General features: G+C 75.1%; 24 protein-coding genes. 6 read left to right on the top strand and 18 right to left on the bottom strand.

The genetic code is table 11. The features are described from left to right. Positions 1-109: 109 nt before the first annotated feature. From ACIQPQ_RS28675 to ACIQPQ_RS28665, 3 genes are read right to left on the bottom strand one after another with little or no spacing between them, the layout of a single operon-like run. On the bottom strand, positions 110-1,072 hold the full coding sequence (locus tag ACIQPQ_RS28675; RefSeq protein WP_401309203.1) for a GlxA family transcriptional regulator: 963 nt from the start codon (positions 1,070-1,072) through the stop codon (positions 110-112). Between the two features lie 59 nt (positions 1,073-1,131). Then, entirely contained in the window at positions 1,132-1,692 is a 561-nt protein-coding gene (locus ACIQPQ_RS28670; protein ID WP_401309200.1) for a hypothetical protein, read from the bottom strand. A 28-nt stretch (positions 1,693-1,720) separates the two neighbouring features. Continuing rightward, complete coding sequence (locus tag ACIQPQ_RS28665; protein WP_401309198.1) at positions 1,721-2,941, bottom strand: aminotransferase class V-fold PLP-dependent enzyme; 1,221 nt, start codon at positions 2,939-2,941, stop codon at positions 1,721-1,723. A 168-nt stretch (positions 2,942-3,109) separates the two neighbouring features. Here ACIQPQ_RS28665 and argG point away from each other — a divergent pair, with 168 nt between their 5' ends. Then, complete coding sequence (gene argG / locus ACIQPQ_RS28660) at positions 3,110-4,564, top strand: argininosuccinate synthase (protein WP_383779361.1); 1,455 nt, start codon at positions 3,110-3,112, stop codon at positions 4,562-4,564. 227 nt (positions 4,565-4,791) lie between these two features. Then, complete coding sequence (locus tag ACIQPQ_RS28655) at positions 4,792-5,247, top strand: DoxX family protein (RefSeq protein WP_401309196.1); 456 nt, start codon at positions 4,792-4,794, stop codon at positions 5,245-5,247. On the opposite strand, the gene ACIQPQ_RS28650 is transcribed toward ACIQPQ_RS28655, so the two are convergent. Continuing rightward, on the bottom strand, positions 5,216-6,292 hold the full coding sequence (locus ACIQPQ_RS28650; RefSeq protein ID WP_401309194.1) for an alkene reductase: 1,077 nt from the start codon (positions 6,290-6,292) through the stop codon (positions 5,216-5,218). The genes ACIQPQ_RS28655 and ACIQPQ_RS28650 overlap by 32 nt on opposite strands. A 145-nt stretch (positions 6,293-6,437) precedes the next feature. Here ACIQPQ_RS28650 and ACIQPQ_RS28645 point away from each other — a divergent pair, with 145 nt between their 5' ends. Beyond that, positions 6,438-6,815 (top strand): MerR family transcriptional regulator, encoded by a 378-nt coding sequence (locus tag ACIQPQ_RS28645; protein ID WP_401309191.1) that lies wholly within the window; start codon positions 6,438-6,440, stop codon positions 6,813-6,815. A 95-nt stretch (positions 6,816-6,910) separates the two neighbouring features. Here the strand turns inward: ACIQPQ_RS28645 and ACIQPQ_RS28640 are convergent, their stop codons facing one another. Next, positions 6,911-7,822, bottom strand: a complete 912-nt coding sequence (locus tag ACIQPQ_RS28640; RefSeq protein ID WP_401309188.1) for an alpha/beta fold hydrolase — start codon at positions 7,820-7,822, stop codon at positions 6,911-6,913. 166 nt (positions 7,823-7,988) lie between these two features. Next, on the bottom strand, positions 7,989-8,567 hold the full coding sequence (locus tag ACIQPQ_RS28635) for a TetR/AcrR family transcriptional regulator (protein WP_401309337.1): 579 nt from the start codon (positions 8,565-8,567) through the stop codon (positions 7,989-7,991). Positions 8,568-8,917: 350 nt separating this feature from the next. On the opposite strand from ACIQPQ_RS28635, the gene ACIQPQ_RS28630 reads away from it, so the two are divergent. Beyond that, positions 8,918-9,781: an NAD(P)-dependent oxidoreductase gene (locus ACIQPQ_RS28630; RefSeq protein ID WP_401309334.1), complete on the top strand. Its 864-nt coding sequence runs from the start codon at positions 8,918-8,920 to the stop codon at positions 9,779-9,781. 43 nt (positions 9,782-9,824) lie between these two features. On the opposite strand, the gene ssuE is transcribed toward ACIQPQ_RS28630, so the two are convergent. From ssuE to ACIQPQ_RS28570, 12 genes are all read right to left on the bottom strand, one after another. Next, positions 9,825-10,382: an NADPH-dependent FMN reductase gene (ssuE, locus tag ACIQPQ_RS28625; RefSeq protein ID WP_383779353.1), complete on the bottom strand. Its 558-nt coding sequence runs from the start codon at positions 10,380-10,382 to the stop codon at positions 9,825-9,827. A gap of 203 nt (positions 10,383-10,585) precedes the next feature. Next, positions 10,586-11,431, bottom strand: coding sequence for an alpha/beta hydrolase (locus ACIQPQ_RS28620; protein WP_401309186.1), 846 nt, complete (start codon positions 11,429-11,431; stop codon positions 10,586-10,588). A 1-nt stretch (position 11,432) separates the two neighbouring features. Beyond that, complete coding sequence (locus ACIQPQ_RS28615; protein ID WP_401309183.1) at positions 11,433-12,515, bottom strand: LLM class flavin-dependent oxidoreductase; 1,083 nt, start codon at positions 12,513-12,515, stop codon at positions 11,433-11,435. A 37-nt stretch (positions 12,516-12,552) separates the two neighbouring features. Next, positions 12,553-14,364 carry an FAD-dependent monooxygenase gene (locus ACIQPQ_RS28610; RefSeq protein WP_401309180.1) on the bottom strand — a complete coding sequence of 604 codons (1,812 nt, stop codon included), beginning with the start codon at positions 14,362-14,364 and terminating at the stop codon, positions 12,553-12,555. 11 nt (positions 14,365-14,375) lie between these two features. Further along, the gene (locus ACIQPQ_RS28605; RefSeq protein WP_383779348.1) at positions 14,376-15,716 is read right to left on the bottom strand and encodes an LLM class flavin-dependent oxidoreductase; all 1,341 of its coding nucleotides are present in this window, start codon (positions 15,714-15,716) and stop codon (positions 14,376-14,378) included. A 59-nt stretch (positions 15,717-15,775) separates the two neighbouring features. Next, positions 15,776-16,579 (bottom strand): ABC transporter ATP-binding protein, encoded by an 804-nt coding sequence (locus ACIQPQ_RS28600; protein ID WP_401309331.1) that lies wholly within the window; start codon positions 16,577-16,579, stop codon positions 15,776-15,778. A 170-nt stretch (positions 16,580-16,749) separates the two neighbouring features. Then, positions 16,750-17,784 carry an ATP-binding cassette domain-containing protein gene (locus ACIQPQ_RS28595; protein WP_401309177.1) on the bottom strand — a complete coding sequence of 345 codons (1,035 nt, stop codon included), beginning with the start codon at positions 17,782-17,784 and terminating at the stop codon, positions 16,750-16,752. Continuing rightward, on the bottom strand, positions 17,781-18,707 hold the full coding sequence (locus tag ACIQPQ_RS28590; protein ID WP_401309174.1) for an ABC transporter permease: 927 nt from the start codon (positions 18,705-18,707) through the stop codon (positions 17,781-17,783). Before ACIQPQ_RS28590 ends, ACIQPQ_RS28595 begins: the two co-directional genes overlap by 4 nt. 4 nt (positions 18,708-18,711) lie before the next feature. Then, on the bottom strand, positions 18,712-19,767 hold the full coding sequence (locus tag ACIQPQ_RS28585) for an ABC transporter permease (protein ID WP_401309171.1): 1,056 nt from the start codon (positions 19,765-19,767) through the stop codon (positions 18,712-18,714). Positions 19,768-19,801: 34 nt separating this feature from the next. Next, entirely contained in the window at positions 19,802-21,373 is a 1,572-nt protein-coding gene (locus ACIQPQ_RS28580; protein ID WP_401309169.1) for an ABC transporter substrate-binding protein, read from the bottom strand. A gap of 582 nt (positions 21,374-21,955) precedes the next feature. Then, positions 21,956-22,894, bottom strand: coding sequence for a DsbA family protein (locus tag ACIQPQ_RS28575; RefSeq protein ID WP_401309166.1), 939 nt, complete (start codon positions 22,892-22,894; stop codon positions 21,956-21,958). Next, positions 22,891-23,328 (bottom strand): RrF2 family transcriptional regulator, encoded by a 438-nt coding sequence (locus tag ACIQPQ_RS28570; protein ID WP_401309163.1) that lies wholly within the window; start codon positions 23,326-23,328, stop codon positions 22,891-22,893. Before ACIQPQ_RS28570 ends, ACIQPQ_RS28575 begins: the two co-directional genes overlap by 4 nt. A 138-nt stretch (positions 23,329-23,466) precedes the next feature. Between ACIQPQ_RS28570 and ACIQPQ_RS28565 the strand changes: the two genes are divergently transcribed. Beyond that, a complete protein-coding gene (locus ACIQPQ_RS28565) occupies positions 23,467-23,982 on the top strand; it encodes a cupin domain-containing protein (protein WP_401309160.1) in 516 nt (171 codons plus the stop codon). Next, positions 23,979-25,058, top strand: coding sequence for an LLM class flavin-dependent oxidoreductase (locus ACIQPQ_RS28560; RefSeq protein WP_401309157.1), 1,080 nt, complete (start codon positions 23,979-23,981; stop codon positions 25,056-25,058). The genes ACIQPQ_RS28565 and ACIQPQ_RS28560 overlap by 4 nt, the downstream gene beginning before the upstream one ends. Positions 25,059-25,060: the final 2 nt, after the last annotated feature.

Below are 25,060 nucleotides of genomic sequence, written 5' to 3'. Positions count from 1 at the left end.
CCGTTCGCCCCTCCAGGCTCGCGCGCGGCCCGCGGCCGGGACAGCGGCGCGATCGCCACGGTTCGCAAGGATCGCGCCAGCCGGTGCGGGGGTCCGCCGCCGGGTCCGGTCACTCGCCGCGGGCGAAGGTGCGCCGGTACTCGCTCGGGGTGGTGCCGAGGATGCGCTGGAAGTGCAGCCGCAGGTTGGCGCCGGTGCCGAGGCCGACGTCGGCGGCGATCTGCTCGACGCCGCGCTCGGAGCGCTCCAGCAGGGCGCGGGCGGCGTCGACGCGTGCCCGCATCACCCACTGCATGGGCGTGTAGCCGGTGTCCTCGGCGAAGCGGCGGGAGAAGGTGCGCGGCGACACGGCGGCGTGCCGGGCGAGGACGGTCAGGGTGAGGGAGGTGTCGAGGCGGCGCAGCGCCCACTCGCGGGTGGCGGCGAACCGCTCGCCGAGCGGTTCGGGCACGCTGCGGGGCACGTACTGGGCCTGGCCGCCGCTGCGGTAGGGGGCGGCGACCAGGCGCCGGGCGGTGTGGTTGGAGGCGGCCACGCCGAGGTCGGCGCGGAGGATGTGCAGGCACAGGTCGATGCCGGAGGCGGCCCCGGCGGAGGTCAGCACCCGGCCCTCGTCGACGAAGAGGACGTTCTCGTCGACCCGCACGTCGGGGTGGCGCTCGGCGAGCGCCCGCGTGTAGTGCCAGTGCGTGGTGGCGCGGTGACCGTCGAGGAGTCCGGTGGCGGCCAGCGCGAACGCGCCGGTGGAGATCGCGGCGAGCCGCGCCCCGCGCGTGTGCGCGGCGATCAGCGCCTCGACGACGACCGGCGGCGGGTCCTCCCGGTCCGGGAAGCGGTAGCCGGGGATGAAGACGATGTCGGCCCACTCCAGCGCCTCCAGACCGTGCGCGACGTGGTACGACAGCCCGTCACCGCCGGCGACCGGGCCGGGCGCGGCACCGCAGACCCGCACCTCGTACGGCATGCTGCCCCGCGTCGTGAACACCTGCGCGGGAATCCCCACGTCCAGCGGCTTCGCCCCCTCCAGCACCAGGACGGCCACACGACGGAGCCGGGAACGGGGACGCGACACGCGACCAGGTTACCCGCGCGACCGGACAGCGGCTCCGGGACGCGGTCGGCGCGCGCCGGTCACAGCGGCACGGTCAGGCCGTGTGCGCGAAGGTCTTTCACCAGGGCTTGCAGACATCGCCCGGCGTCCGGGGCGTCGGCGCGCAGCGGACCGGGGACGGGTCCGCCGCGGGCCAGGAGGGTCCAGCCGGGGCGCGGCCGGTCGCCGTCGGCCTTGAGGAAGACGTACGCGCCGTGATCCGCCAGCCAGTCGAGGAAGAGGAGGCCGGTGCCCTCGCGGTCGGCCCGGACGGCCACCGCGTCGGGGACGGCGTAGGTCGGCGCACCCGACACGGTGGGGGCCGCGCCCGTGAGGGCGGGCAGCAGCAGCCGCGCGCACTCCCCCGGTGCCGCGCCGCGCACGGCGGGGCGTCCGTCCAGTACGGCCAGGGCCCACCGCCCGTCCCCCGGCGGCCCGGTGGCGCGTCCGTCCGCCGCGAGCGTGACGACCGCGCCCTGTCCGGCCAGGCACTCCAGCAGCGCGAGGACACCGTCGGAGCCCCGACCGGCATCCGCCCGCGGCCCCTTCGACGGCCGGATTCCCCGCGCCACGGGACGGTGCGCGTCGTCGGCGCCGAACATGGTCCTCTCCCTCCGTGGCCGCTGCGGCTCAGGCCCCGTCCGTGCCCTCGCGGGCCCACTTCTCGATGACCGGGACGCACTGTTCGGCGAAGCGGTCGTAGTCGGTGGGTGTGTTGTAGACGTGGGCGGAGAGGCGGAGGTAGCCGATGCCGTCGAAGCTGGTGAAGGCGGCCTCGGCGCCGAGTTCGGCGGGGGCGCGGTCGCGCAGGGCGTCGGCGGCGATCCGGGTGGGGGCCAGGCCCTCGGGGAGGCGGACCAGGCGCATTCCGGGCACGGGCAGGCCGACGTCGACCGGGTCGGCGGTGCCGAGGGCGGCGGCGACGACGTGGGCGCCGTAGCGGGCGAGGTCGTCGAGGTGGCCGCGGACCGCGTCCCAGCCCCAGGTGGTCTCGACGAGGTCGAGGGCGGTGGGGGCGGCGAGCCAGGCGGTGGCGTCGACGGTGCCCTGCTGGTCGAAGCGGTCCGGGAAGGGCGCGTCGGCGCTCCAGGAGTCGATCGGCGGGTGCAGTTCCGTCTGCAGCGGGCCGCGGGCGACGAGGGCGGCGGTGCCGCGCGGGGCGCAGCCCCACTTGTGGAGGTTGCCGACCCAGGCGTCGCAGACCAGGCCGTCGAGGGGCGCGGCGAGCAGGCCGGGCGCGTGCGCGCCGTCCACCAGGAACGGGATGCCGAGCCGGGCCGCCTCCGCGCCGACCCGTGCGACGGGCAGGAGGCGGGCGGTCGCCGAGGTGATCTGGTCGAGGACGATCAGGGCGACGCCCGCGTCCACCTCGGCCATCACGGCGTCGTGGGCCCGGTCGGCGTCGGCGTCGAGGGGGACGCGGGCGGTGCGGACGCGGGTGCCCCAGCGGCGGGCGAGGCGTGCGGCGCTCATGGTGACGGCGCCGTAGCCGTGGTCGGTGACGACGATGTCGCCGCCGGGGCGCGCGGCGAGCGCGGCGTGGACGACGCTGACGCCCGCGCTGGCGTTGGGGACGAGCGCGAGGTCGGCCGGGTCGGTGCGCAGGTGGGCGGCGATCTCGGCGCGGGCGGCGGCGATCCTGCCGGTCAGTTCGGGGAACCAGACGACGGGCGCGCGTTCCATCTCGTCGCGCAGCGCGCTCTGCCGCTGCTGCGCGGCGCGCGGGACGCCGCCGAACGAGCCGTGGTTGAGGTGCAGCAGTCCGGGGTCGAGGGTCCAGGCGTCGGCGGCGGGCCGTCCGTCGGGCAGGAGCAGGGGACGGGGCGCGGCGGGCGCGCGGAGGTCGGTCACGGGGCTCCTGACGTGGGCGGGAGGGCCGTTGGACGGCGGAACGGGGTCACGATACCGACGGCGCCGGGCGGTGCGGCGAGGCCGGGGGCCTCCCCGTCGTCCAGGTCGTCCGGCGGGAGCCGCACACGGGACTTTGCATGACCATGCGCGATGCTGCATACTCTTCCTATGTCCAAGGTCCTCACCTCCCTTCCCGCCGGCGAGCGCGTCGGCATCGCCTTCTCGGGCGGCCTCGACACGTCCGTCGCGGTCGCGTGGATGCGCGACAAGGGCGCCGTCCCGTGCACCTACACCGCCGACATCGGCCAGTACGACGAGCCCGACATCGCGTCGGTGCCCGGTCGCGCGAAGACGTACGGCGCCGAGATCGCGCGCCTGGTCGACTGCCGCGCGGCGCTGGTCGAGGAGGGCCTGGCCGCGCTGACCTGCGGCGCGTTCCACATCCGCTCGGGCGGGCGCGCCTACTTCAACACGACCCCGCTCGGCCGGGCCGTCACCGGCACCCTGCTGGTGCGGGCCATGCTGGAGGACGACGTCCAGATCTGGGGCGACGGCTCGACGTTCAAGGGCAACGACATCGAGCGGTTCTACCGCTACGGCCTGCTGGCCAACCCGCACCTGCGGATCTACAAGCCGTGGCTGGACGCCGACTTCGTGACCGAGCTGGGCGGCCGCAAGGAGATGTCGGAGTGGCTGCTGGCCCACGACCTCCCCTACCGGGACAGCACCGAGAAGGCGTACTCCACCGACGCCAACATCTGGGGCGCCACCCACGAGGCGAAGACGCTGGAGCACCTCGACACCGGCGTCGAGACCGTCGACCCGATCATGGGCGTGCGGTTCTGGGACCCGTCGGTCGAGATCGCCGCCGAGGACGTCACGATCGGCTTCGAGCAGGGCCGCCCGGTGACGGTCAACGGCAAGGAGTTCGCCTCCCCGGTCGACCTGGTGACGGAGGCCAACGCGATCGGCGGCCGCCACGGGCTCGGCATGTCCGACCAGATCGAGAACCGGATCATCGAGGCCAAGAGCCGCGGCATCTACGAGGCGCCCGGCATGGCCCTCCTGCACGCCGCCTACGAGCGCCTCGTCAACGCGATCCACAACGAGGACACCCTCGCCCAGTACCACAACGAGGGCCGCCGCCTCGGCCGCCTGATGTACGAGGGCCGCTGGCTGGACCCGCAGGCGCTGATGATCCGCGAGTCGCTCCAGCGCTGGGTAGGCGCCGCCGTCACCGGCGAGGTGACGCTGCGGCTGCGGCGCGGCGAGGACTACTCGGTCCTCGACACCACGGGCCCGGCGTTCAGCTACCACCCGGACAAGCTGTCGATGGAGCGCACCGAGGACTCCGCGTTCGGCCCCGTGGACCGGATCGGCCAGCTCACCATGCGCAACCTCGACATCGCCGACTCGCGCGCCAAGCTGGAGCAGTACGCCGGTCTCGGGCTGATCGGCACCGGCAGCCCGGCGATCGGGGCGGCGCAGGCCGCGGCCACCGGCCTCATCGGCAGCATGCCGGAGATGCCGCGGGGCGGCGCCGAGGCCATCGCCTCCCGCGGCGAGGTCTCCGAGGACGACGAACTGCTGGACCGCGCCGCGATGGAGTTCGGCACGGACTGACCCGGCACGGCACCCGCGAACGGGGCCGGTACGGCGCGCACTTCGCGCCGTACCGGCCCCGTTCGCGTCGTTCGCGTCGTCTCCCCTCGCCTCGGCCGCGCCCGCGCCGCGACTCCTCCGGCACGCTGAACCGGACGTCACCCGTGCGCGTATGCAAGGGGAGGGACCTTCCCTGTCCGCACGGCCCCCGTCGGCCGAGGACACCCTGACCGATCCGAGGAGTACCCATGAACACCGCGCGCCTGAACGACTGGCTGACCGCCCGTCAGCCCCTCGTGCTGGGCCTGTTCCGCGTCGTGCTGGGCCTGCTGTTCACCAGTGAGGGCGCGGCGACGGTCTTCGGCGTGCTGGACCGCGACGCCAGCGACGTGGGCAACTGGCCCTTCTGGTACGCCGGGGTGATCGAACTGGTCGCCGGGGCGCTGGTGCTGCTCGGCGTCGCGACGCGCGCCGCGGCGTTCCTCTGCTCCGGGATCATGGCGTTCGCCTACTTCACGGAGCACCAGCCGGACGGCCTGTTCCCGCTCCAGAACGGCGGCCTCGCGCCCGCGCTGTTCTGCTGGGGCTTCCTGATGCTGGTGTTCTACGGGCCGGGCGCCCTGGCCCTCTCCGGTCTGCTGCGGCGCGAGGACACCGGCGCTGCCGCCGGGCTCACCCCGCGTGCTGGTACGCCGGGTAGGTGAGGTAGCCCGCGTCGCCGCCCTGGTAGTACGTCGCCTCGTCGACGGGCGCCAACGGCAGGCCGCCGCGCAGGCGTTCCACGAGGTCGGGGTTGGCGATGAAGGCCCGGCCGAAGCTGATCAGGTCCGCGCCGAGACCGAGCCAGTGGTCGGCGTCGGCGCGGCCGGTCTGCTTCGGGCCGAGCGGCGGCAGCGGGTTCATGACCAGGGTGCCGGGCCAGGCGCGGCGCAGCCCCGACAGCACCTCCTCGTCGGCGGTGGCCTCCAGATGCACGTACGCGAGGCCCAGACCGGCGAGTTCGGCGAGCAGGGCGGCGTACAGCTCGGGGACGTCGGTGTCCTCGACGCCCCAGATGCGGGCGCCGGGCGAGAGGCGGATGCCGGTCCGGTCGGCGCCGACCGCGTCGACCGTCGCCGCGGCGGCCTCCACCGCGAAGCGGATGCGGTGCGCGACCGGGCCGCCGTAGCGGTCGGTGCGCAGGTTGGCGTTGGAGGAGAGGAACTGCGAGATCAGATAGCCGTTGGCGCCGTGCAGTTCGACCCCGTCGAAGCCGGCGTCGACGGCGCGCCGGGCGGCCTCGGCGTAGGACGCGGCGTGCTCGGGGACCTCGGCGGTGCCGAGGGCGCGGGGCAGGGGCGCGGGCTGCGGCCCGGTGGGGGTGAAGACGTCGCCGACGGCGGCCACCGCCGAGGGGCCGACCGGGGTGAGGCCGGTGGTGTCCGGGTGCGAGACCCGGCCGCCGTGCATGATCTGGGCGAAGATCCGGCCGCCGTTGGTGTGCACCGCGCCGGTCACCTGCCGCCAGGACGCGGTCTGTTCGTCGGTGTGCAGGCCCGGTGTGCCGGGGTTGGACTGGCCGATGAGGCTGGGCTGGACGCCTTCGGTGACGATCAGACCGGCGGTGGCGCGCTGCGCGTAGTACGTCGCCATCGACGCGGTCGCGAGCCCGCCCCCGGCGGCCCGGACCCGGGTCATCGGCGCCATCACCACCCGGTTGGGCAGGGTCAGTGCGCCGAGCCGGTGGCGGTCGAAGAGGGTCGTGGTCACGGTGTTCTCCCTGGTGGTCGCGGGGTGGTCGCGCTGCCCGGCGGGGGTCCGCCGGGCACGGGAGTACGCTAAAACCTGACATGGATGTGAGAGGCAAGTCCTGTGGCGCGGGTCACGGGCCCGACGGCATCGGGAGGGCGCGGGCATGCGCATCGGTGAACTGGCGGCGCGCACCGGGGTGAGCGTGCGGTCGCTGCGCTACTACGAGGAGCAGCGGCTGCTGACCAGCACGCGCAGCTCCAGCGGGCAGCGGCACTACACGGACGAGGAGGCCGAGCGGGTGCTGTTCATCCAGCGGCTGTTCGCGGCGGGCCTGTCCAGCCGGACCATCGCCGAACTCCTGCCGTGCGTGGACGCGCCCTCCGAGGAGAACTCGGACGCGGCGATGGAGCGGATGGGCCAGGAACGCGACCGGCTCTCCGCGCACATCGCCGACCTGGTCCGCACCCGTGACGCGCTCGACGGACTGATGGCCACGGCGCGGGCGCACCGCGCGGGCATGCGGGGGACGCCGGTCGGCTGACCGCGCCGACCGGGCCGCCCGCCGGGCCGACGCGGCGCGCGCGGACCGGCGGGCGGCACCGGGGTACGAGCGGGGGCGGCCCAGGGGCGGGCGGGTCAGACGGCCGCCGCCCGGTCGGCCGGGCGGACCGGGGAGCCGCCGGGCGGGTACTCGAGCGACCGCAGCGACGACAGGCCCGTCAGCGGCTGGTCGGTGCAGAAGCGCAGGATCAGGTCGGCGTGGGCGGCCTCCTGCTCCAGCGGGAACATGTGGTCGGCGTCGCGCAGGGTCACGAAGGGGGCGCGCAGGTCGCGGGCCAGCTGGCGCCCCTGCGCGGGCGTGGTGAGGTGGTCGTGCTCGCCGGTGTAGACGAGCGTCGGCACGTCGAGGTCGGCGGGCTCGTACCAGGCGTGCCGCAGCATCCGGGCGTTGTGGTCGCTGGCCTTGTCGAGGTCGGCGCGGCTCTGGGTGCGGAACTGGTGGCCGAGCATCCGCCAGACGGCCGCGTGGCGCGGGATGCGCCGGTCGGGCGCCTGGACGAACGTGGTCAGCAGGCTGTCGGCGAGTTCGTCGCGCCGGTCCTCCGCGACCATCGCCCGCCACCGGGGGATCATGCCGAGGTAGGGCTGCGGCACCCGGCCCGTCATCGCGCCGAGCAGCAGCCGCGACACATGGGCGGGGTAGCGCTGCGCGCAGCGCAGGGCGATGGCGCCGCCGTAACAGGTGCCGAGCACGTTGGCACCGGACAGGTCGAGTTCGACCAGGAGATGACGCAGGGCGGCGGCGAGGAAGTCGTAGCCGTACTGCGGGGGCAGGGGGTCGGCCGCGCCGAAGCCGGGGAGTTCGACGGTGACCAGCGAGGCGTGGCCGAGCAGCCGCTTCTCGTACGGGGTCCAGGACGCGCGGTCCTGCATCATGCCGCCGACCACGACGAGCGGTCCGGTGACCGGCGCGGGCGACTCGGCGATCCGGCAGAGGAACGTGAATCCCTCGAACTCCAGGCGGTGTTCATGCCTCGGGGCGGTCATCGGTGGCTCCGTCCGGTCACCGGGCGGCGGGCGCGGCGCGCACCGCGCCGGGAGCCGTCACGTTCGCTCGCCACCGGCGAGCCCGCTTCGTTGAGGGCGTGTTCCATGGGCGGTTCAACGGCCGCCCCGCCCTGTTTGTCACGCCGGACGGCCCGGTGACTTTGTGTCAGGCCCCTCCCCCGCGGCCGGGACCGGTCACGGTGGCGTCGAGGAGGGGGCCGAGTTCGCGGGCCGCGACGGTGAGGGCGCGCACGTCGTGCTCGGCGCGGGCGACGACGAGGGCGCCCTCCAGCGTGCTGATCATCAACAGCGCGAGGGACGCGGACCGTTCGGCGGGGACGCCCATGCCGGTGAGGGCGCGGGCCACCGCTCCGGTCCAGGCGGCGAACGCGTCGGCGGCGGCCCGGCGGGTCGTGTCGGTGGTCGCGGCGCGGTCCACGGTGGCGGCGGCGACGGGGCAGCCGCCCGCGAAGCCCTCGGCCGCGTACTCGTCGGTCCACTGGCGGACCATCTCCGCGAACAGTCCGGCGGGCGTGGGCTCGGGCAGCGCGGCGAGGAACCGGTCGACGCGGTTGCCCGCGTAACGGCCCGCCCAGGCGACGGCCTCCTCGACCAACTGGTCCTTGCCGCCGGGGAAGTAGTGCTGGAGCGACCCCCTCGGGGCCCGCGCGTGCGCGGCGACCTCCCGCATCCCGGCGGCGGCCACCCCGCCCCGCCGGAGCAACTGGGCCGCGCTGAACACCATCCGCTCCCGCGGGCCCCGCGCCGGCGCCGACGCCTCCGGCACCTCTCCCGTCGTCCCCGGCACACCGCCTGCCGCCCCCGGCGCGTCCGCTGCCGTCCCTGGGGTGTCGCCCATGTGTCCGCCCTCCGGATGTGTCGGCGTCCGCCCACTCTATGACCGTGGTCATGGTCTGCCTATCATGGGCCGTCATGACAGCCGTCATAGTCGGCTGCGAGGACGGCGTGGGCCGGGAGCGGTGGTGCGGTGTGCGGGATGCGAACGGGCCGGTGGGAACGGGCGGGCCGGGAGATCCGGGTGGGCCGGACGTGGGGGTGGCCGGGGAGCCGGTGGGCTTCGTCGGGCTGGGCGTGATGGGCCTGCCGATGGCGGTCCGCCTGGCCCGCGCGGGGACCCCGCTGGTCGTGTGGAACCGGACGCCGTCGCGCTGCGCGCCCGTACGGGAGGCCGGGGCCCGGGTCGCCGGCAGCGCCGCCGAGGTGTTCGAGGCCGCGCGGACGGTGGTGCTGATGCTGGCCGACGAGGACGCCGTCGACACCGTCCTCGGCCGGGGCACTCCCGCGTTCGCCCCGCGCGTCGCCGGGCGCACCGTCGTGCACATGGGGACGACGTCCCCGTCCCACTCGGCCGGGCTGGGCGACGCGGTGCGCGCGGCGAGCGGCCGGTACGTCGAGGCACCGGTCTCCGGGTCGCGGGTGCCCGCCGAGCGGGGCGAGCTGGTCGTCCTGCTGGCGGGCGACGAGGACGCGGTCGCCGCCGTACGTCCGCTGCTCGCCCCGGTGTTCCGGGAGGCGTTCGCCTGCGGCGCGGTGCCGGGCGCGCTGCTGATGAAGCTGTCGGTCAACCTGTTCCTGATCACCCTGGTCACCGGGCTCGCCGAGGCGTTCCACTTCGCCGACCGGCACGGCCTGGACCGGACGCTGCTGCGGGACGTGCTCGACGCGGGCCCCATGGCGAGCGCGGTCTCGCGGGTGAAGGCGGAGAAGCTGCTGACCGGCGACTTCTCCGTGCAGGCGGCGGCCACGGACGTCCTCAAGAACAACCGGCTGGTCGCCGAGGCCGCCCGCGCCGCCGGGCTCGCCTCGCCCCTCCTCGACGCCAGCCACGCCCTGTTCGAGGAGACGGTGGCGCGGGGGCACGGGGGCGAGGACATGGTGGCGGTGCTGCGCGCCCTGGAGGCCCGCACCGACGCCGCCGCCGTACGGCACGAGGCCTGACGGCGGCGGGCGCGGGCGGCACCGGGCCAGGGGCCGCGCGGCGCTACGCGGTGCGCGCGAGGGGTTCCAGGCGGGCGCCCAGCGCGACGGAGAACCGGTCGGTGACCTCGGCGAGGGCGGTGGCGGCGGCCGGGGCGACGGTCAGGGTGCCGTCGGCGCCGACGGTGAGGTCCTTGTCGAGGGTGAACCAGCCGGGGACGACGTGCGCGGCGCCCATGGAGGTGAGGACCGGGCGCAGGGCGTAGTCGATGGCGAGGACGTGCGCCGTGCTGCCCCCGGTGGCGAGCGGCAGCACGGTCTTCCCGGCGAGCGCGTACTGCGGGAGGAGGTCCAGGAGCGACTTCAGCAGGCCCGAGTAGGCGGCCTTGTAGACGGGGGTCGCGATCACGACCCCCTCCGCGCGGGCGAACTGGGCGGCGGCCTCGACGATCGCCGGGTGGCCGAAGTCGGCGCCGAGCAGGGCCTCGGCGGGCAGCGAGCGCACCTGGAGGGAGACGACCTCGTGTCCCTGGCGGCGCAGCCGGTCGTCGAGGTGGCGGGCCAGGCGCGCGGTGCGGGAGGTCGCCGAGGGGCTGCCGGAGACGGACAGGACGGTGGCCATGGAAGGACCTTCCGGATCGGACCCGCGGGGCGGCGCGGGTCGGGCGGGGAGAGGGCTGCGGGAGCGGGGCGGCGGTCGGTGGGACGGTGACCGGTGCACGAGGGGAGGGCGGTCGGCGGCCGGTGGCGCGTACCGGACGGGTCGGTCGGCGGACCGGCGGACGCGTCGCGGGAGGCGCCACCGGGCGCTCGGCCGCCGTCGGTTCACCAGGCGCTGGACTCCACCGCGACCTGCGGCACCAGGTCGTTGCGGAGGGTCTCCAGGAAGGTGACGACCTCGGCGGCCACCGAGCGGTGCTGGAGGTCGTTCAGGACGTCGTGGTGGGCGCCCCGCACGACCGACAGGCGGGCCCGGTCCAGGGACTTGGCGGTACGGGCGAGCGCGTCGCGGTCCGCGAGCGGGTCGGCGTCCCCCACCAGCAGCAGCGCGGGGACGGTGAGGACCGCGTCCTGGGCCGCCGCGAGCAGGGCGTCCGGGACCGGGTCGGTGAGGGCCCCCCGGCGGGTGTGCGGGTCGTCGGTGAGGACGCCCCGGTGGGTGGGGCAGGAGGTGCGGACGTCGAGTTCGTCGTCCCAGGTGGCGTCGGCGGCGGTCGTGGCGCGGCCGGGCAGCCCGGCGAGGACGACGGCGTCCGCCGGTACCGCGCCGGACGCCTCCCCCGTCCCGGCGGCGAGGAGCGCGGCGATCGCGGCGGCGCCGGTGTCGGCGCCGACCAGGACGACGGGCCGGGCGGCGCCGTCGGCCCCGTCGGCCGTGCTGCCCTCGACGGCGGCGGTGAGCGCGGTCGCGAAGCGGGCCAGGGCTGCGGGGAGGTCCCCGGCGTCCAGGGCGGGGGCGTCGACGACCCGGACCCGGTAGGCGTCGGCGGCCAGCCGTCTGCCGAGGCGCCCGTAGGCGGCGCGGCTCTCCCCGCGGCCGGGCACGACGACGACCGTGCCGCGGACGAGGAGGCCGTCGGGGGTGAGGTGATCGGTGTACGCGGCGGGGGCGGCGCCGTCGGCGGAGGCAGGGGCGGCGGTGCCGTCGGCGGGGGTGGTGGGCTCGGTCATGTCAGACTCCTGCGGGCCGGGCCGTGACGGCTCCGGGGGTGGGGACGGGGGCGGTCGGGACAGGGACGGCGGCGGTGCGCGGGGCGGGCCGCCAGCCGAGGGCGGGGGCCACCTCGGTGGCGATGAGTTCCAGTGCCCGGATCGCCGCGTCGGGGTCGGGGATCGCCGGGTTGAACTGGGTGATGAGATCGGTGGCGAGGGGCAGCACCTTCTCCTGCCGGAGCGCAGTGACGATCTCCTCCGGGGCGCCGTGGAAGGCGTGGAAACGGCGCAGCGCCTCGTCGGCGCTCAGCCCCTCGGGGAACGCCCCGCTCTCGGCCATGCGCAGCGCGGCCCGGTGGACGTCGTCCCCGATCTGGCGCAGCGCCGTACGCCGGTCCTTGGCGGGGAACACGAAGCGGGACAGGCCGACGCGCGGCCGGTGCGGGCGGTCCCAGGCGGCGAGGAAGGCGTCCGCCCAGGGGCGCTGCACCTCGTCGGTGGCGGCGTCGTGGCCGTAGGCGGCGCGGTTGAGGAGGAGGTTCGATCCGGCCGCCGCCGCGTGAGCCGCTCCCTGGGTGCTGAAGACGCCCTGCCAGATCCGGTCGGTGAAGTCGCCGGGGGCGGGCTGGACGCGGAAGCCGGGCGCGCCGACCTCCTCGCCGGACAGGGCGGCGCGCAGGACGGCGAGGTGCTCGCTGGTGAGCCGGCGCCGCCGCTCGGTGTCCCGGCCGAACGCGGCGTACTCCAGGGCGCTGGAGCCGCTGCCCACGCCGACCTCGACCCGGCCGCCGCTGAGCGCGTCGACGGTGGCGATGTCCTCGGCGACCCGGATCGGGTCCTCCAGGGGCAGCACGGTGACGGCGGTGCCGAGGCGGATACGGCGGGTGCGGGCGGCGGCGTGGGCGAGGAAGGTCCAGGGCGAGGAGAGGCCGCCGCCCGCGAGCGGTTCGTGGTGCTGGGCGACCCAGCCGACGTCGAAGCCGAGTTCGTCGGCGGCGACGAAAAGGTCCTGGGCGGTGCGGTAGGCGCGGGCGGCGTCCTGGTCGCGGCCCTGGACGTGGGTGAGGAAGCCGAGCCGGAAGGCCGGTGCGTCGGTGGTCATGGCGGTGGTGTCCCTCGGAGGTCGGACGGCTCGGTGGTCAGGCGCCGGGGCCGGACGCGCCCGCCGGCGCCAGATCGGCGTCGGCGTCGGCGTCGGCCGCGTCGGACGGGTGGTGCGCGGCGGCCGTTGCCCGGTCCGGCGCGGGCGCGTCGGAGGCGGGCGCGGGCGCGTGGCCGAGGACGCGGTCGAGGACGGCGGCGGCTCCGCCGTCGGGCAGGTGGGCGCCGCGCCAGGCGACGTGCTGGTCGGGGCGGACCAGGGCGTGCGGGGTGCCGTAGAGGGCGCGGGCGGTGGGGTCGGTGAGGTGGACGACGGTGAAGGGCAGGGCGCGGGCGGCGGCCTCGGCGGCGAACTCCCGTTCCACGGTGCGGTCCTCGGTGAGGACGAGCAGGGCGAGGGAGGTGCCGAAACGGTCGTGGAGGGTGCCGCCGTGCGGGTCGACGGGGCCGTCGGGGGCGCGGTGGCCGGGGCGCGGGTCGTCCTCGTAGACGTCGGCGCGCCAGGCGGGTTCGGTGTCGAGCTGGCCGGGTTCGTACCAGAGCGCGGTGGAGGCGTCGTAGCGCTCGTCGAAGGCGACGCCGGGCGCGTCGTTGCGGTCGCGGCGCAGCCGGGCGCCGATCTCCGCGCGGCGGCGGACGGCCTCGGGGCCGAGGTCGGCGTCGTCGGGGATGCCGTCGCGGCGGAGTTCCGCGAGGGTGGCCTGGGCGCGGCGGGAGCGTTCGAGGGCGAAGTCGGCGACGCGCCGGTTGTGGGGGCGGCGCTCCTGGTCGTAGCTGTCGAGGAGGGCGGCGGGGGCGTGGCCGCGCAGGACGGCGGCGAGTTTCCAGCCGAGGTTGACGACGTCCCCGATGCCCTCGCCGAGGTTGCCGCCGGGGGTGCGGACGTGGGCGGCGTCGCCCGCGAGCAGGACGCGGCCCCGGCGGAAGGTCTCCGCGATGCGGGTGGCGTGGTGGAAGGTGGTGGCGGAGACCAGTTCGAGGTCGAGGTCGAACCCGAAGGCGGCGCGGCCGATCGCCAGCAGCTCCGCCTCGGCGGGTTCGTGGTCGAGGGGGTAGGGGCCCGCGTAGATCCGCCATTCGCGGGTGCTGACGGCGGCGAGGAAGCCGGACGCGCCGTGGTTGAAGACGATGTTGGTGGCGCTCGGGGCGGGTCCGACGCGGTCGGAGACGTCGCCGGTGCGGACGATGAGGCGCAGCCGTTTCTCGGTGGCGCGCTCGCCCTCGCGGTCGATCCCGGCGAGGCGCCGGGTGGTGCTGCTGCCGCCGTCCGCGCCGAGGACGTACGCGGCGCGGACGGTACGGCGCTCCCCGGTTCCGGGGTCGGTCAGCTCGGCCTCGACGGTGTCCGGGCCTTCGTGGAGGGCGCGGAGTTCCCAGCCGCCCGTGACGGGCACACCGAGTTCGGCGAGCCGGTCGAGGAAGACGCGCTGGAGGACGGTCTGGGGGCGGCGCAGGGCCTCCTCGGCGGAGGGCCCGGCGCTCGGGCCGGTGCGGGAGGGGCGGGGCAGGGGCACCAGTTCGTGGCCGACGAGGGAGGTGACGAGGCGGGTGCCGCGGTTCCACTCGGGCGGGTAGGTCCAGGCGTCGCGGACCCGCTGGAGGAGGCCCCAGCGGCGCAGGTGCTCGACGACGCGGGGGGTGTGGCCCATGGCGCCCGCGCGGACCAGGGTGGCCTCGCGGGCGCGGTCCACGACGGCCGTACGGACGCCGTGCGCGGTGAGTTCGAGGGCGGCGGCGAGCCCGACCGGGCCCGCGCCGACGATCAGGACGTCCACGGTCTCGGGGGGAGACCCGGCCGGGAAGGGGACGGTGTGGACGTCGCGTCCGCCCGTCGCGGAGAGATCGCTCATGTCCGGTGTCCTCAGTCGCGCGCGAGTTCGCGCTCGCGGGTGTGGCGGTTGGCGGGGATCGGCAGGCCGAGGTTGCCGCGCAGGGTGTCGGCCTCGTACTCGGTGCGGAACAGGCCGCGCTTCTGCAGGAGCGGGACCACGCCGTCGACGAACAGGTCGAGTTCGTCGGTGGTGCGGAAGGCCAGGTTGATGCCGTCGAAGGTGCCGGCCTCGAACCACTTCTCGATGGCGTCGGCGACGGTGTCCGGGGCGCCGACGAACGGGGAGCGGCGGAACTCGTTGGCGCCCTCGGCGACCTGACGGAGCGTGAGGTTCTCGGCGCGGGCCCGCTCGATGATCTTCGTGGCGGAGGTCCGGCCGCCCTTCTCGGCGAGATGGGCGATGTCCGGGAAGGGCGCGTCGAGGTCGTGGCCGGTGAAGTCGTAGGCGCCGAAGGAGCGGCCGAGGAGGGCGAGGTTGCGGACGAGGTCGTTGTCCTCCTCGAAGATCTCCCGCTCGCGCAGCCGGGCAGCCTCGTCGGTGGCGGCGACGACCGGGCCGCCGTGGATGAAGATCTTGATGTGCTCGGGGTCGCGGCCGTGCGCGGCGGTGCGGCGCTTGATGTCGGCGTAGTACTCCTGGGCCTGCTCCAGGGAGCCGCCGGGGGCGTAGATGCCCTCGGCGACGCGGGCGGCGAGGTCGCGCCCCTCCTCGGAGACCCCGGCCTGGAAGATGACCGGCTGGCCCTGCGGGGAGCGGGAGAGGTTCAGCGGCCCGGCGACGTCGAAGTGCTCGCCGGAGTGGTCGAGCCGGTGCAGCTTGGCGGGGTCGAGGAAGAGGCCGCGTTCGACGTCGGCGGGGAAGGCGTCGTCCTCGTAGGAGTCCCACAGGCCGCGGGCGACCTGGACGAACTCCAGGGCGCGGCCGTAGCGGGTGCTGTAGTCGAGGTGTTCGTCGAGGCCGAAGTTGCGGGCGGTGCCGGTGTCGAAGCTGGTGACGACGTTCCATCCGGCCCGGCCGCCGCTGATGTGGTCGAGCGAGGCGAACCGGCGGGCCAGGTTGAACGGCGAATTGTACGTCGAACTGGCCGTGCCCACCAGGCCGATGTGCCGGGTGTGGGTGGCGACCGCCGACAACAGGGTCAGCGGTTCCAGGCGGTTGAGGTAGTGCGCGGGGTAGGTCGCGTTGATGAACTGGCTGTCGACGATGAACAGGGCGTCGAACAGGGCGTGTTCGGCGGCCTGGGCCTGCCGGATGTAGTACTGGATGTCGATGCTGGCGTTCTTCGCGACGCGGGGGTCCTTCCACAGGCCGTGCTGGCCGGGGCCGCCGACGCCGTAGGGGTGGAGGGCGAGGTGCAGTCTGCGGGACATGGCTGGTTCCTGTCTGTGAGGGAAGGGCGGGGCGGTGTCCGGGGGGTGCGGGGTGTGGCTCAGGCGTCCAGCAGGGCGCGCAGGGCCGCGCGTTCGGCGCGGTCGGCCGGGGCGGAGCGCAGGGTGGGCGCGGAGCGGACGAGGAGGCGGGTGTAGGGGTGGCGGGGCGCGCCGATGACCTCGCGGGCGGTGCCCGTCTCGACGAGTTCACCCCGGTAGAGGACGGCGACGCGGTCGGCGATCCCGGCGACCGAGCCGAGGTCGTGGGAGATGAACACCAGCGCGACCCCGGCGGCGCGCAGGTCCTTCAGGATCTCCAGCACCTGGACGCGGTGGGCGGAGTCGAGGGCGCTGACCGGCTCGTCGAGGATGACCAGGCGCGGTTCGGTGACGAGGGCGCGGGCCACGGCGACCCGCTGGCGCTGGCCGCCGGAGAGCCGGCCGGGCAGCCGGTCGAGCAGTTCCTCCGGGAGGTGCACGCGGGCGAGGAAGTCCCGCACGCGGCGGGCCGCCTCGGGGCGCGGGACGCCCGCGATCAGCAGCGGTTCGGTGATCGACTCCTCGACGGTCAGGTCCGGGTCGAGGCTGCGCAGCGGGTCCTGGAAGACGTACTGGACGACGCCCCGGCGGCGCAGGGCGCGCCACTGGCGGGCGCCGTGTCCGGCGACCTCCTCCCCCGCGATCACGATCGACCCGGCGGACGGCCGGACCAGCCCGAGCACGGCGCGGGCGAGGGTGGACTTCCCCGAGCCGGTCTCCCCGATGACGCCGACCGTCTCCCCCGGCGCCACGCTCAACGAGACGCCGTTCAGGGCGCGTCGGCGCCTGCGGCGGGGGCCGTAGCGGACGTCGAGCCCGCTGATGCGGAGGACGGAGCCGGGGGCTTCGCCGCCTCCGTCGCCCTCGCCCTCGGCTTCGCGGGGACGCGGCGCGGCAGACTCGACGGGGTGGACGGGCTCGCGGGCGCCGGTGGGCCCGGCGGATCGGGTGGCCCCGGCGGGCCCCTGGCCCTCGGAGACCTTCGCCGTGCTGGTCACGATGCCTCCTCGGCGGTCAGGAACCTCTCCATGCCGTACTGCTCGTGCTCGGTGAGGAGGAGGCGGGTGTAGTCGTGGCGCGGTGCGTGCAGGACCGTGCGGGTGGGGCCCTGTTCGACGACCTCGCCCTCCCGCAGCACCAGGACCTCGTCGCAGAGCTGGGCGACGACGGCGAGGTCGTGGGAGACGACGACCAGGGCGAGCCCGAGCCGTTCCCGCAGGTCCGCGAGGAGGTCGAGGATCTCCGCCTGGACGGTGACGTCGAGCGCGGTGGTGGCCTCGTCGGCGATCAGGACGCGCGGCTCGGCGGCGATCGCGGCGGCGATCAGGACGCGTTGCAGCATGCCGCCGGAGAGTTCGTACGTGTACTGGGTGGAGACGAGTTCGGGGTCGCGCAGGTGCACCGCGCGCAGCAGTTCCAGGGCGCGCAGGCGGGCGGCGCGGCGGCCGAGCCCCTTCTTCACCCGGACCACCTCCGCGATCTGGGCGCCGACCCGGATCGAGGGGTTGAGGTAGGACGACGGGTCCTGGAAGACGGCGCTGATGGTGGTGCCGCGCAGGGCGGTCCACGCGTGCGGGGTGAGGGTGGCGATGTCGGTGCCGTCGAGGGTGATCGAGCCGCCGGTGACGTCGAAGTGCTCGGGGAGGATGCCGAGGGCGGCGCGGCAGGTGAGCGTCTTGCCGCTGCCGGACTCCCCGACGATGCCGACGGACCGGCCGGGCGTGAGGGTGAAGCTGACGCCGTGCACGATCTCGCGGTCGGCGATCCGGTGCGTGATCCGTACGTCGCGCACGTCGAGCAGGGGCGGCGCGGCGGGCTCCCCGACCGCGGCCTCGGCCTCGGCCTCGGCGGAGTCCCCGGCGGGGGCGGTGGCCTCGTCAGGCGCGAGGGCCGGACCTGAGGCAGGGGCCGGGTCCGGGACCCCGGCCCGTCGGGCGGTCCCGTCGCCCGGTCCGGGGGCGGCGGGCGTGGCGGTGCCGGTGACGTGCGGTGCGGCGGACTGGTCGGTGACATCGGACAGGGCGGTCATCGCGCACCTCCGGCGGGAGCGGGGTCGGCCGTCGCGGCGGGGGCGGCCGGGTCGGCGGGGTCGTCCGGGGCGGGGCGCGGCGTGCGGGCGCGGCGCCGGTCGAGGAGGTCGTGGCCCGCCTCGCCGGAGACGTCCCGGATGGCGTCGGCGAGCAGGTTGGCGGCCCACACGGTGATCATGATCAGCAGGGCGGGGACGACGGGCGCCCAGGGCCGGTGGCTGAGGTAGCCGAGGTCGGAGGCGAGCAGTCCGCCCCAGGTCGGGTCGGGCGGCTGCACGCCGATCCCGAGGAAGGTGAGGCTGGAGACGATGACGAAGCCGACGCCGACGGTCTGGGCGAGGGCGACCGCGATCGGCGGCAGGACCTTCGCCCACACGTGCCGCCGGACGACCCAGCCGACGGAGGCGCCCGCGATGAGCGCCGCCTCGACGTACGGGGAGCGGGCGACGGCGAGGGTGGCGGCCCGTGAGACCCGGTAGAACAGCGGGGACACCAGCACGCCGGTGACGAGCATCGCCTGGGTGAGGCCGTTGCCCAGCAGGGCGATCACGGCGACGGCGAAGAGCAGGAACGGCAGCGCGACCAGGGTGTCGGTGACCCGCAGGGTGATCCACTCGAAGGTCCGGCCGAGGTAGACGGAGAGGATGCCGGGGACCGTGCCGACGACCAGGGCGGTGAGGGCGACCTCCAGCGAGCCGAGCACGCTGACCCGGGAACCGTCGAGCAGACGGCTGAGGACGTCCCGGCCGAGGTAGTCGGTGCCGAGCCAGTGCGCGGCGGAGGTCCCGGCGAGGGTGTTGTCGCTGGTGGCGAGGGGGTCCTGCGGGGCGATCAGCGGGCCGAGGAGCGCCAGCAGCGCGATCAGGGCGAGGACGGTGACGGCGATCCGTCCGGTGGTGAGGCCGAGGACACGGCGCACCATGGGTTCACACCCCCCTCTGGGAGGCCGGCGTGACGCGGGCCAGCACCAGGTTGACGACGAGGTTGAAGGCGACGACCAGGACGATCGACACCACGAGGACGCCCTGCACGGCGGGCACGTCTCCGGCCTGGGCGGAGTCGTTGGCGAAGCGGCCGAAGCCCTGGAGGCCGAAGATCCACTCGGTGACGACGGAGGCGCCGACCAGCGCGGGGAACTTCAGGCCGAGCGTGGCGAGGGTGGGACCGAGGGCGTTGCGCAGGACGTGCCGGAAGAAGATGCGGCGGGGACTCAGTCCCCGGACGACCGCGCCGGTGACGTAGTTCTCGCGGTAGGCGGCGATCAGGCTGCCGCGCAGTTGCCGGGCGACGTCGGCGACGACGTCGCAGCTGAGGGCGACCGCGGGGAGGGTGATGTGGGCGAGCCAGGGTCCGAGGCCCTGCTCGGCCGGGATGTATCCGGCGGACGGGAACAGGTTGAGGCCGACGGCGAGGACGGCGACGAGGACGATGCCGACGACGAAGGCGGGCATCACCGAGACCACGGTGACGAAGCCGGTGACGGCGCGGTCGATCCAGCTGGTGGGGCGCAGTCCGGCGACGGTGCCGAGGAGGAACCCGGCGACCACGCCGATGAGCAGCGCGAACGTGGCGACGGAGAGGCTGACGCCGAGGCCGAGGCCGATGAGGGTGGAGATGTCGGCGCCGTTGGTCCAGCTGGCGCCGAGCTGTCCGTGCAGGACGCCGGAGAACCAGTCGCCGTACTGGACCAGGAAGGGCCGGTCGAGGCCCCACTGCGCCTCGATGCGGGCGATGGCCTCGGGGGTGGCCTCCTCGCCGAGCTGGATGCGGGCCGGGCTGAGGCCGCTGAGGGACCGCAGCGCGAAGGTCACGAACGTGGCGACGAGGAAGACGGGGACGAAGAGGGCGGCCGAGCGGGCGAGGGTGACCAGGACGCGGCCGAGCGCGTGGCGCGTCCTGGTCGCGGCGACCCCGCGACGGCGGTGGGGTGCGGGCTCGTCGGGACGGGCCTCGGTCAGGACCCCGTCCAGGGTGGTCGTCATGGGGTTGCCCCCTCTCTGTGCGGGACGGACGGGGTCAGTTGCCGCCGATGGTGACGCCGGTCCAGTCGATGTGGGCCGGGTTCTTGGGCAGGGCGGAGACGGTCTTGCTCTTGGCGATGAGGTTGGGCCCGGAGTAGGTGAAGACGAGGGCCTTGCTCTGGAGTCCGGCGCGGGTGGCGGCCTGGAGGGTGTCGGCGTAGTCGGGGGCGTCCAGCGGGGTCTGGCGGACCTTGGCGATCGCCGCCTCGAAACCGGCGGGCTCGTAGGGGGAGCTGAGGTTGAGCGGGCCGTTGGGTCCGAAGTGGGCGGTGAGGGTCTGGGCGGCGGAGTCGCGGCCGGTGGTGCCGTAGAGGGAGAAGGTCAGGTCCTTGGCGAAGAAGGGGGTGGCCCAGTTCTTGTCGATCTTGATGGTGACGGTGATGCCGACCTTGGCGAGCTGTGACTGGACGATCTCCGCCTGCGGGTCCTCGGCCGGGATGACGAGGTCGAGCTTGAGGTCACCGGGCTTGTGCCCGGCCTCGGCGAGGAGCTTCTTCGCCTTCTCGGGGTCGTAGGGGTACGCGTTCTCCGACTGCGGGTCGTAGGCGACGTAGCCCTTGGGGAAGGGCTGGTCGGTGGCCTCGCCGTAGCCGAACGTCAGCTTGTCGACGAACTCCTGGCGGTTGATCGCGTACCGGACGGCGTTCACGACGCGGTCGTCCTTGAAGGGTGCCTTGTTGATGTTGAGGCTGATGTTGGAGGCGTTGAAGCCGGGCTGGACGAAGACGTCGAGGCCCGCCTTCTTGGCGGCGTCGGCCTGACTGGGCTTGATGTCGGCGAAGTTGTAGACGCCGGTCTGGAGTCCGGAGACGACGGTGGAGGCGTCGGGTGCCGAGGTGAGTTCGACGTGGTCGATGTGGATGTTCTCGGCGTCCCAGTAGTCCGGGTTCTTCTTCAGGACGGCCTTGGTGCCGGGGACGAGCTGGGTGACGACGAACGGTCCGGCGCCTACGGGGTTCTGGTCCAGCTTGTCAGGGGTCCGGGCGGCCTTGGGGCTGGCGACCTGGAGGACGCGCTGACCGAACAACTGCGGTATCTGGTAGTCGACCTGAGTGAGAGTCACCACCGCGTCGAGCCCGTTGGCCTCGACCGACTTGATGGAGGTGAGGTCGCCGAAGAGGGCGGAGTTCTTCTGCTTCTGGGCGCGTTCGACGGCGGCCTTCACGGCGGCGGCGTCGACGGGCTCGCCGTCGCTGAACTTCAGGCCGGGCCGCAGGTGGAAGGTGATCTGGTCGCCCTTGTCGTTGTACTCCCAGCTCTTGGCCAGGTCGGGCACGGCCTTGCCGGTCTCGTCGGTGCGGGTCAACGAGGCGTAGACAAGGGCGAGTTCGCGGAACTGGGCGCCGCTGCCGCCGACCACCGGGTCCCAGTGGGTGGGGAAGTAGGAGGAGGTCCACTTGAGGGTGGCGGTGCCGCCCGCGCCGGCCGCGTCGCCGCCGCAGGCGCTGAGCGCGGGGACGAGCACGGTGAGCAGGGTGGCGCCGAGGGCCGCGGTGCGCAGCCGGCCGGCCCTGCGGGCGGGTCGCAGGGGAAGTCTGGGGCGGCGGGGCGTGAGCTGTCCGGACATATCGATCTTTCTCTGCTGGTCCCGGCCCGCGGCGGGGCGGCGGCCGGGAAGAGGCGAGGGAAGGCAGGGGTGGGCGCGGCGCGTGATCCGGTCGCCGGAGATCCGTCACGGGCACGACGGAGCGAGGGTCCCTGCCCCGGACCGGCCGCCCCGGGGCAGGGCGGAGCACGGGACGGCGGCAGCGGCGGCGCGGGGGTGCGGCCGGGAACGCGTGGGCAGGGCGACGCGATCCGACGGACGAAGGCGGCCGAAGGGCGACGGGAGGGGAAGCCGGTGGGGAACAGCGGGAGTTACGGCGCGACGCGACGGCGCGGGGGGACGGGGGCCGTCGGACGGGGCGGCGGGCAGGCGGTGCCGCCGTGGGTGGTCAGGCGCCGGGAAGCCGTGGGCGGCTGGCGGTCAGCGACAGAGAGCGCTGGAGGTGCGCCGCAGGTCCACGTAGCGGCACACCACACCGGGGTGCGTCGTGAGCATGCTCCACATCCTGGGGTCTGGATCGGACGGCTGTCAATGGACACCAATTGGTGTCTCATTCGGCGGGACGGACGCCGCGCCGGGGCCGGGGTCCGCCCCCGCCGCAGATCAGAGGCGCGCGGCGGGCGGCGGGGCCAGCGCCGGGTGGACGGCGGCCTCGTCGGGGTGGAGCCACAGCGGGCCGTTGCCGGTGTCCACGCGCACCGCCTCCGACGGAGGTCCCGAGCCGTCGGTGAGGGCGGCCAACTCCGGTCCGGTGAGGCTGCGGTGGCGCTCCAGGGCGGCGGCCGGGGTGAGCGGTCCGGGGTCGGTGACCGCACCCGGCGCGAGGTCCTCGACGGCCGCCGCGTAGGCCTCGAAGGGCCGTCGGCCGGGGACGGCGCGACGGCGGTCGCCGCGGCGCACGACGAGGGTCGGCAGGGCGTAGCGGTGGGCGCCGTCGGGGGTCTCCTTGGCCGCGCCGGGGTGCGGGGAGCCGCCCGGTGGGTCGAACACCTCCGGGACGGGGCGGCGCGCCTCGGCGTGGTCGGCGCGGACCGAGGCGAGCACCCCGGCCGAGGCGGCGTCGGCGGCCAGGCGGGCGGGGTCCAGGCCGGGCACGCCGTGCGTCCAGGCGAGGGCGAGGTCGACGCGGTCGGCCGGTTCGCCGCGCACGAAGACGCTCTCCCGCAGGCGGCGCAGCACCCGTTCGGCGACCTCGGGGCCCTGGGCCTCGGCGGCGCGGGCGACGAGCGCGGCGGGCCAGGAACCGGCGGCGACCCGGCTGAGCCGGGCGGCGCGGGGCGCCCCGGTGTGGCCGGTGATGTCCTCGACGTAGCGGGCGTACCAGGCGGTCTCGGCGGCCGGGTCGGGCGGCGGATCGTCGTCCTCGTCGAAGAGGATGGCGAACACCCGCCGCCAGCGGGCCTGTTGGGGCAGGGCGGCGCGCAGCCTGCGGAAGACGGGCTCCGACCCCCAGGCCCACGGGCACAGCGGGTCGGTGTACTCGACCACTTCCAGGGCCGGTCGGTGCTCCGTCGGCGCGGGTGGCCCGGAGGCGCCTGTCATGCCGCGTCGCTCCGCGGCCGGGGGTCGGCGGCGGCGTCGGCCGGGAGCAGCGAGGCCAGGGTCCGCCCGCCGAGGAGGGCGCGGGCGTCGGCCTCGATCTGCCGCCAGACGGCGGGCAGTTCGTCGGCGGGGCCGGGGTAGTCGAGCCCGGCCAGGGGCTCGCCGCGCAGGGTGATGATCTCGCCGTCGACGGCCCGGACCACGTCCAGGACGGTGATCTCGTCGGCGGGGCGGCCGAGCCAGTAGCCGCCCTCGCAGCCGCGCTGGCTGCGGACCAGACCGGCCCGGCGCAACTCGCCGACCACGGACTTCAGGAAACGGAACGGAATCCCCTGGGCGGAGGCCATGGCCTCACAGGTGAGGGGACGGGCGGGTTCACACGCGAGTTCGAGCAGAGCCCGGGTGGCGTAGTCCGCCTTCGCGGAGATATGCATGCGCTCATCATGCCCGAGGCGTGCCCCCGGGTGCGGCGCGAACCAGCCACCCGCGCAGTGTTGCGGGAACATTGCCGCAGGTGAAGCGCAATGGACACCTCTTGACATCCTTTTCGGGGCCGACCTAGCGTCCGGGCCATGAGCGAGCCGTTGACCACCGCGGGCGAGGGCTTCCACCCGCACCTCCACGACCACCCCGAGCCGGAGCGCCCGACGCGGCCGCTGCACACCCGGCTGCACCACATCCGCGCCGACGCCCTCGACGGCGACACCGCGCAGACCGGCGGCATGCGCCGCTTCGCCGCGGTGAGCGGCCGGGCCGTCGGCTCGGAGAAGCTGTGGATGGGCCAGACCCACGTGGCGCCCTCCACCTCCTCCTCCGACCACCACCACGGCGCGTCCGAGACGGCGATCTACGTGGTCAGCGGCCGTCCGGAGTTCGTCTTCCTGGACGGCTCGGGCGACGGCGCCGAGGAGGTCCGGCTGAAGGCCGGGCCCGGCGACTACATCTTCGTCCCGCCGTTCGTGCCGCACCGCGAGGAGAACCCCGACCCGGACGAGGAGGCGGTGGTGGTGATCGCGCGCAGCACGCAGGAGGCGATCGTGGTGAACCTGCCCGAGCTGTACGCCCTGCCGCCGGACCACCGCGCGTGAGCCGCCCCGCGATCGCCTCGCTGGCCTTCCTCACGCCGGGCAACTTCGCCGACGACGACCCGTACGGCGGCCTGGAGGACACCCTCCGGCTGTTCGCACACGGGGAGCGGCTGGGCTTCGACGGCGCCTGGATACGCCAGCGCCACCTGGAGCACGGCGTGGGCTCCGCCGCCGTCTTCCTCGCCGCCGCGAGCCAGCGCACCGAGCGGATCGAGCTGGGCACGGCCGTCATCCCGATCGGCTACGAGAACCCGTTCCGGCTGGCCGAGGACCTGTCGCTGGCCGACGTGCTGTCGCGGGGCCGCCTCCAGGTCGGCCTCAGCACCGGCATGCCGCACGCGGACCTCCTCGGCGGCCTGGTGCACGACGGGGACTGGCGCTCCCTCGACCTGTCCTACGGCCGCATCGACCGCGTCGTCGGCCATCTGCGCGGCGCCTTCCTCGGCGACCCGGACACGGTGATCCACTCCCCCGGCAACGTCCAGCGCCCGCGGCTCCAGCCGTACGCCGAGGGCCTCGCGGACCGGGTCTGGTACGGCGGCGGCAGTCTGCGGTCCGCCCGCTGGGCCGGGGAACGGGGGCTGAACCTGCTCACCGGGAACATCGTCACCGGCGAGGGCACGGACGACTTCGCCACCGCGCAGCTCGCCCTGCTGGACGCCTACCGGTCCGCCCTGCCGACGGGGCGGCCCGAGCCGCGGGTGGCGCTGGGCCGGGTGATCGTGCCGTGGGACAGCGCCGACACGGCGACCCGGGCCCGCTACCGGGCGTACGCGGAGAGCCGGCACGCCCGCACCCTCGCCCCGCAGGGCCCGCGCCGCACCCTGTTCGCCCCCGACCTGGTGGGCGGCGCCGAGCAGATCCTGGAGGCGCTGGCCGCCGATCCCGTGGTCGCGTCCGTGCGCGAACTGCGGCTGGAACTCCCGTACGAGTTCCACCGCGAGGACTACGAGCAGATCCTGTACGACGTGCGGAACCTGATCGCCCCCGAGCTGGGCGCGGGCCCCCGCGACGCGGTGTCCGGCGCCGGTGCGGGGGCCTCGATTCGGCCTCGCACGCGGGAGAGTGCAGGATAGGA

This window comes from Streptomyces sp. NPDC091281, assembly GCF_044757425.1.
Taxonomy (GTDB): domain Bacteria; phylum Actinomycetota; class Actinomycetes; order Streptomycetales; family Streptomycetaceae; genus Streptomyces.
Note: the sequence above shows the minus strand (reverse complement) of the source record. Positions and strands in the feature narration are given on the sequence as shown.

Coding starts and splice junctions, on each gene's coding strand:
- ACIQPQ_RS28670 (WP_401309200.1), bottom strand. CDS start 1,692: ATGTTCGGCGCCGACGACGCGCACCGTCCCGTGGCGCGGGGAATCCGG.
- argG (WP_383779361.1), top strand. CDS start 3,110: ATGTCCAAGGTCCTCACCTCCCTTCCCGCCGGCGAGCGCGTCGGCATC.
- ACIQPQ_RS28655 (WP_401309196.1), top strand. CDS start 4,792: ATGAACACCGCGCGCCTGAACGACTGGCTGACCGCCCGTCAGCCCCTC.
- ACIQPQ_RS28645 (WP_401309191.1), top strand. CDS start 6,438: ATGCGCATCGGTGAACTGGCGGCGCGCACCGGGGTGAGCGTGCGGTCG.
- ACIQPQ_RS28640 (WP_401309188.1), bottom strand. CDS start 7,822: ATGACCGCCCCGAGGCATGAACACCGCCTGGAGTTCGAGGGATTCACG.
- ACIQPQ_RS28635 (WP_401309337.1), bottom strand. CDS start 8,567: ATGGTGTTCAGCGCGGCCCAGTTGCTCCGGCGGGGCGGGGTGGCCGCC.
- ACIQPQ_RS28630 (WP_401309334.1), top strand. CDS start 8,918: ATGGGCCTGCCGATGGCGGTCCGCCTGGCCCGCGCGGGGACCCCGCTG.
- ssuE (WP_383779353.1), bottom strand. CDS start 10,382: ATGGCCACCGTCCTGTCCGTCTCCGGCAGCCCCTCGGCGACCTCCCGC.
- ACIQPQ_RS28620 (WP_401309186.1), bottom strand. CDS start 11,431: ATGACCGAGCCCACCACCCCCGCCGACGGCACCGCCGCCCCTGCCTCC.
- ACIQPQ_RS28615 (WP_401309183.1), bottom strand. CDS start 12,515: ATGACCACCGACGCACCGGCCTTCCGGCTCGGCTTCCTCACCCACGTC.
- ACIQPQ_RS28610 (WP_401309180.1), bottom strand. CDS start 14,364: ATGAGCGATCTCTCCGCGACGGGCGGACGCGACGTCCACACCGTCCCC.
- ACIQPQ_RS28605 (WP_383779348.1), bottom strand. CDS start 15,716: ATGTCCCGCAGACTGCACCTCGCCCTCCACCCCTACGGCGTCGGCGGC.
- ACIQPQ_RS28595 (WP_401309177.1), bottom strand. CDS start 17,784: ATGACCGCCCTGTCCGATGTCACCGACCAGTCCGCCGCACCGCACGTC.
- ACIQPQ_RS28590 (WP_401309174.1), bottom strand. CDS start 18,707: ATGGTGCGCCGTGTCCTCGGCCTCACCACCGGACGGATCGCCGTCACC.
- ACIQPQ_RS28585 (WP_401309171.1), bottom strand. CDS start 19,767: ATGACGACCACCCTGGACGGGGTCCTGACCGAGGCCCGTCCCGACGAG.
- ACIQPQ_RS28580 (WP_401309169.1), bottom strand. CDS start 21,373: ATGTCCGGACAGCTCACGCCCCGCCGCCCCAGACTTCCCCTGCGACCC.
- ACIQPQ_RS28575 (WP_401309166.1), bottom strand. CDS start 22,894: ATGACAGGCGCCTCCGGGCCACCCGCGCCGACGGAGCACCGACCGGCC.
- ACIQPQ_RS28570 (WP_401309163.1), bottom strand. CDS start 23,328: ATGCATATCTCCGCGAAGGCGGACTACGCCACCCGGGCTCTGCTCGAA.
- ACIQPQ_RS28565 (WP_401309160.1), top strand. CDS start 23,467: ATGAGCGAGCCGTTGACCACCGCGGGCGAGGGCTTCCACCCGCACCTC.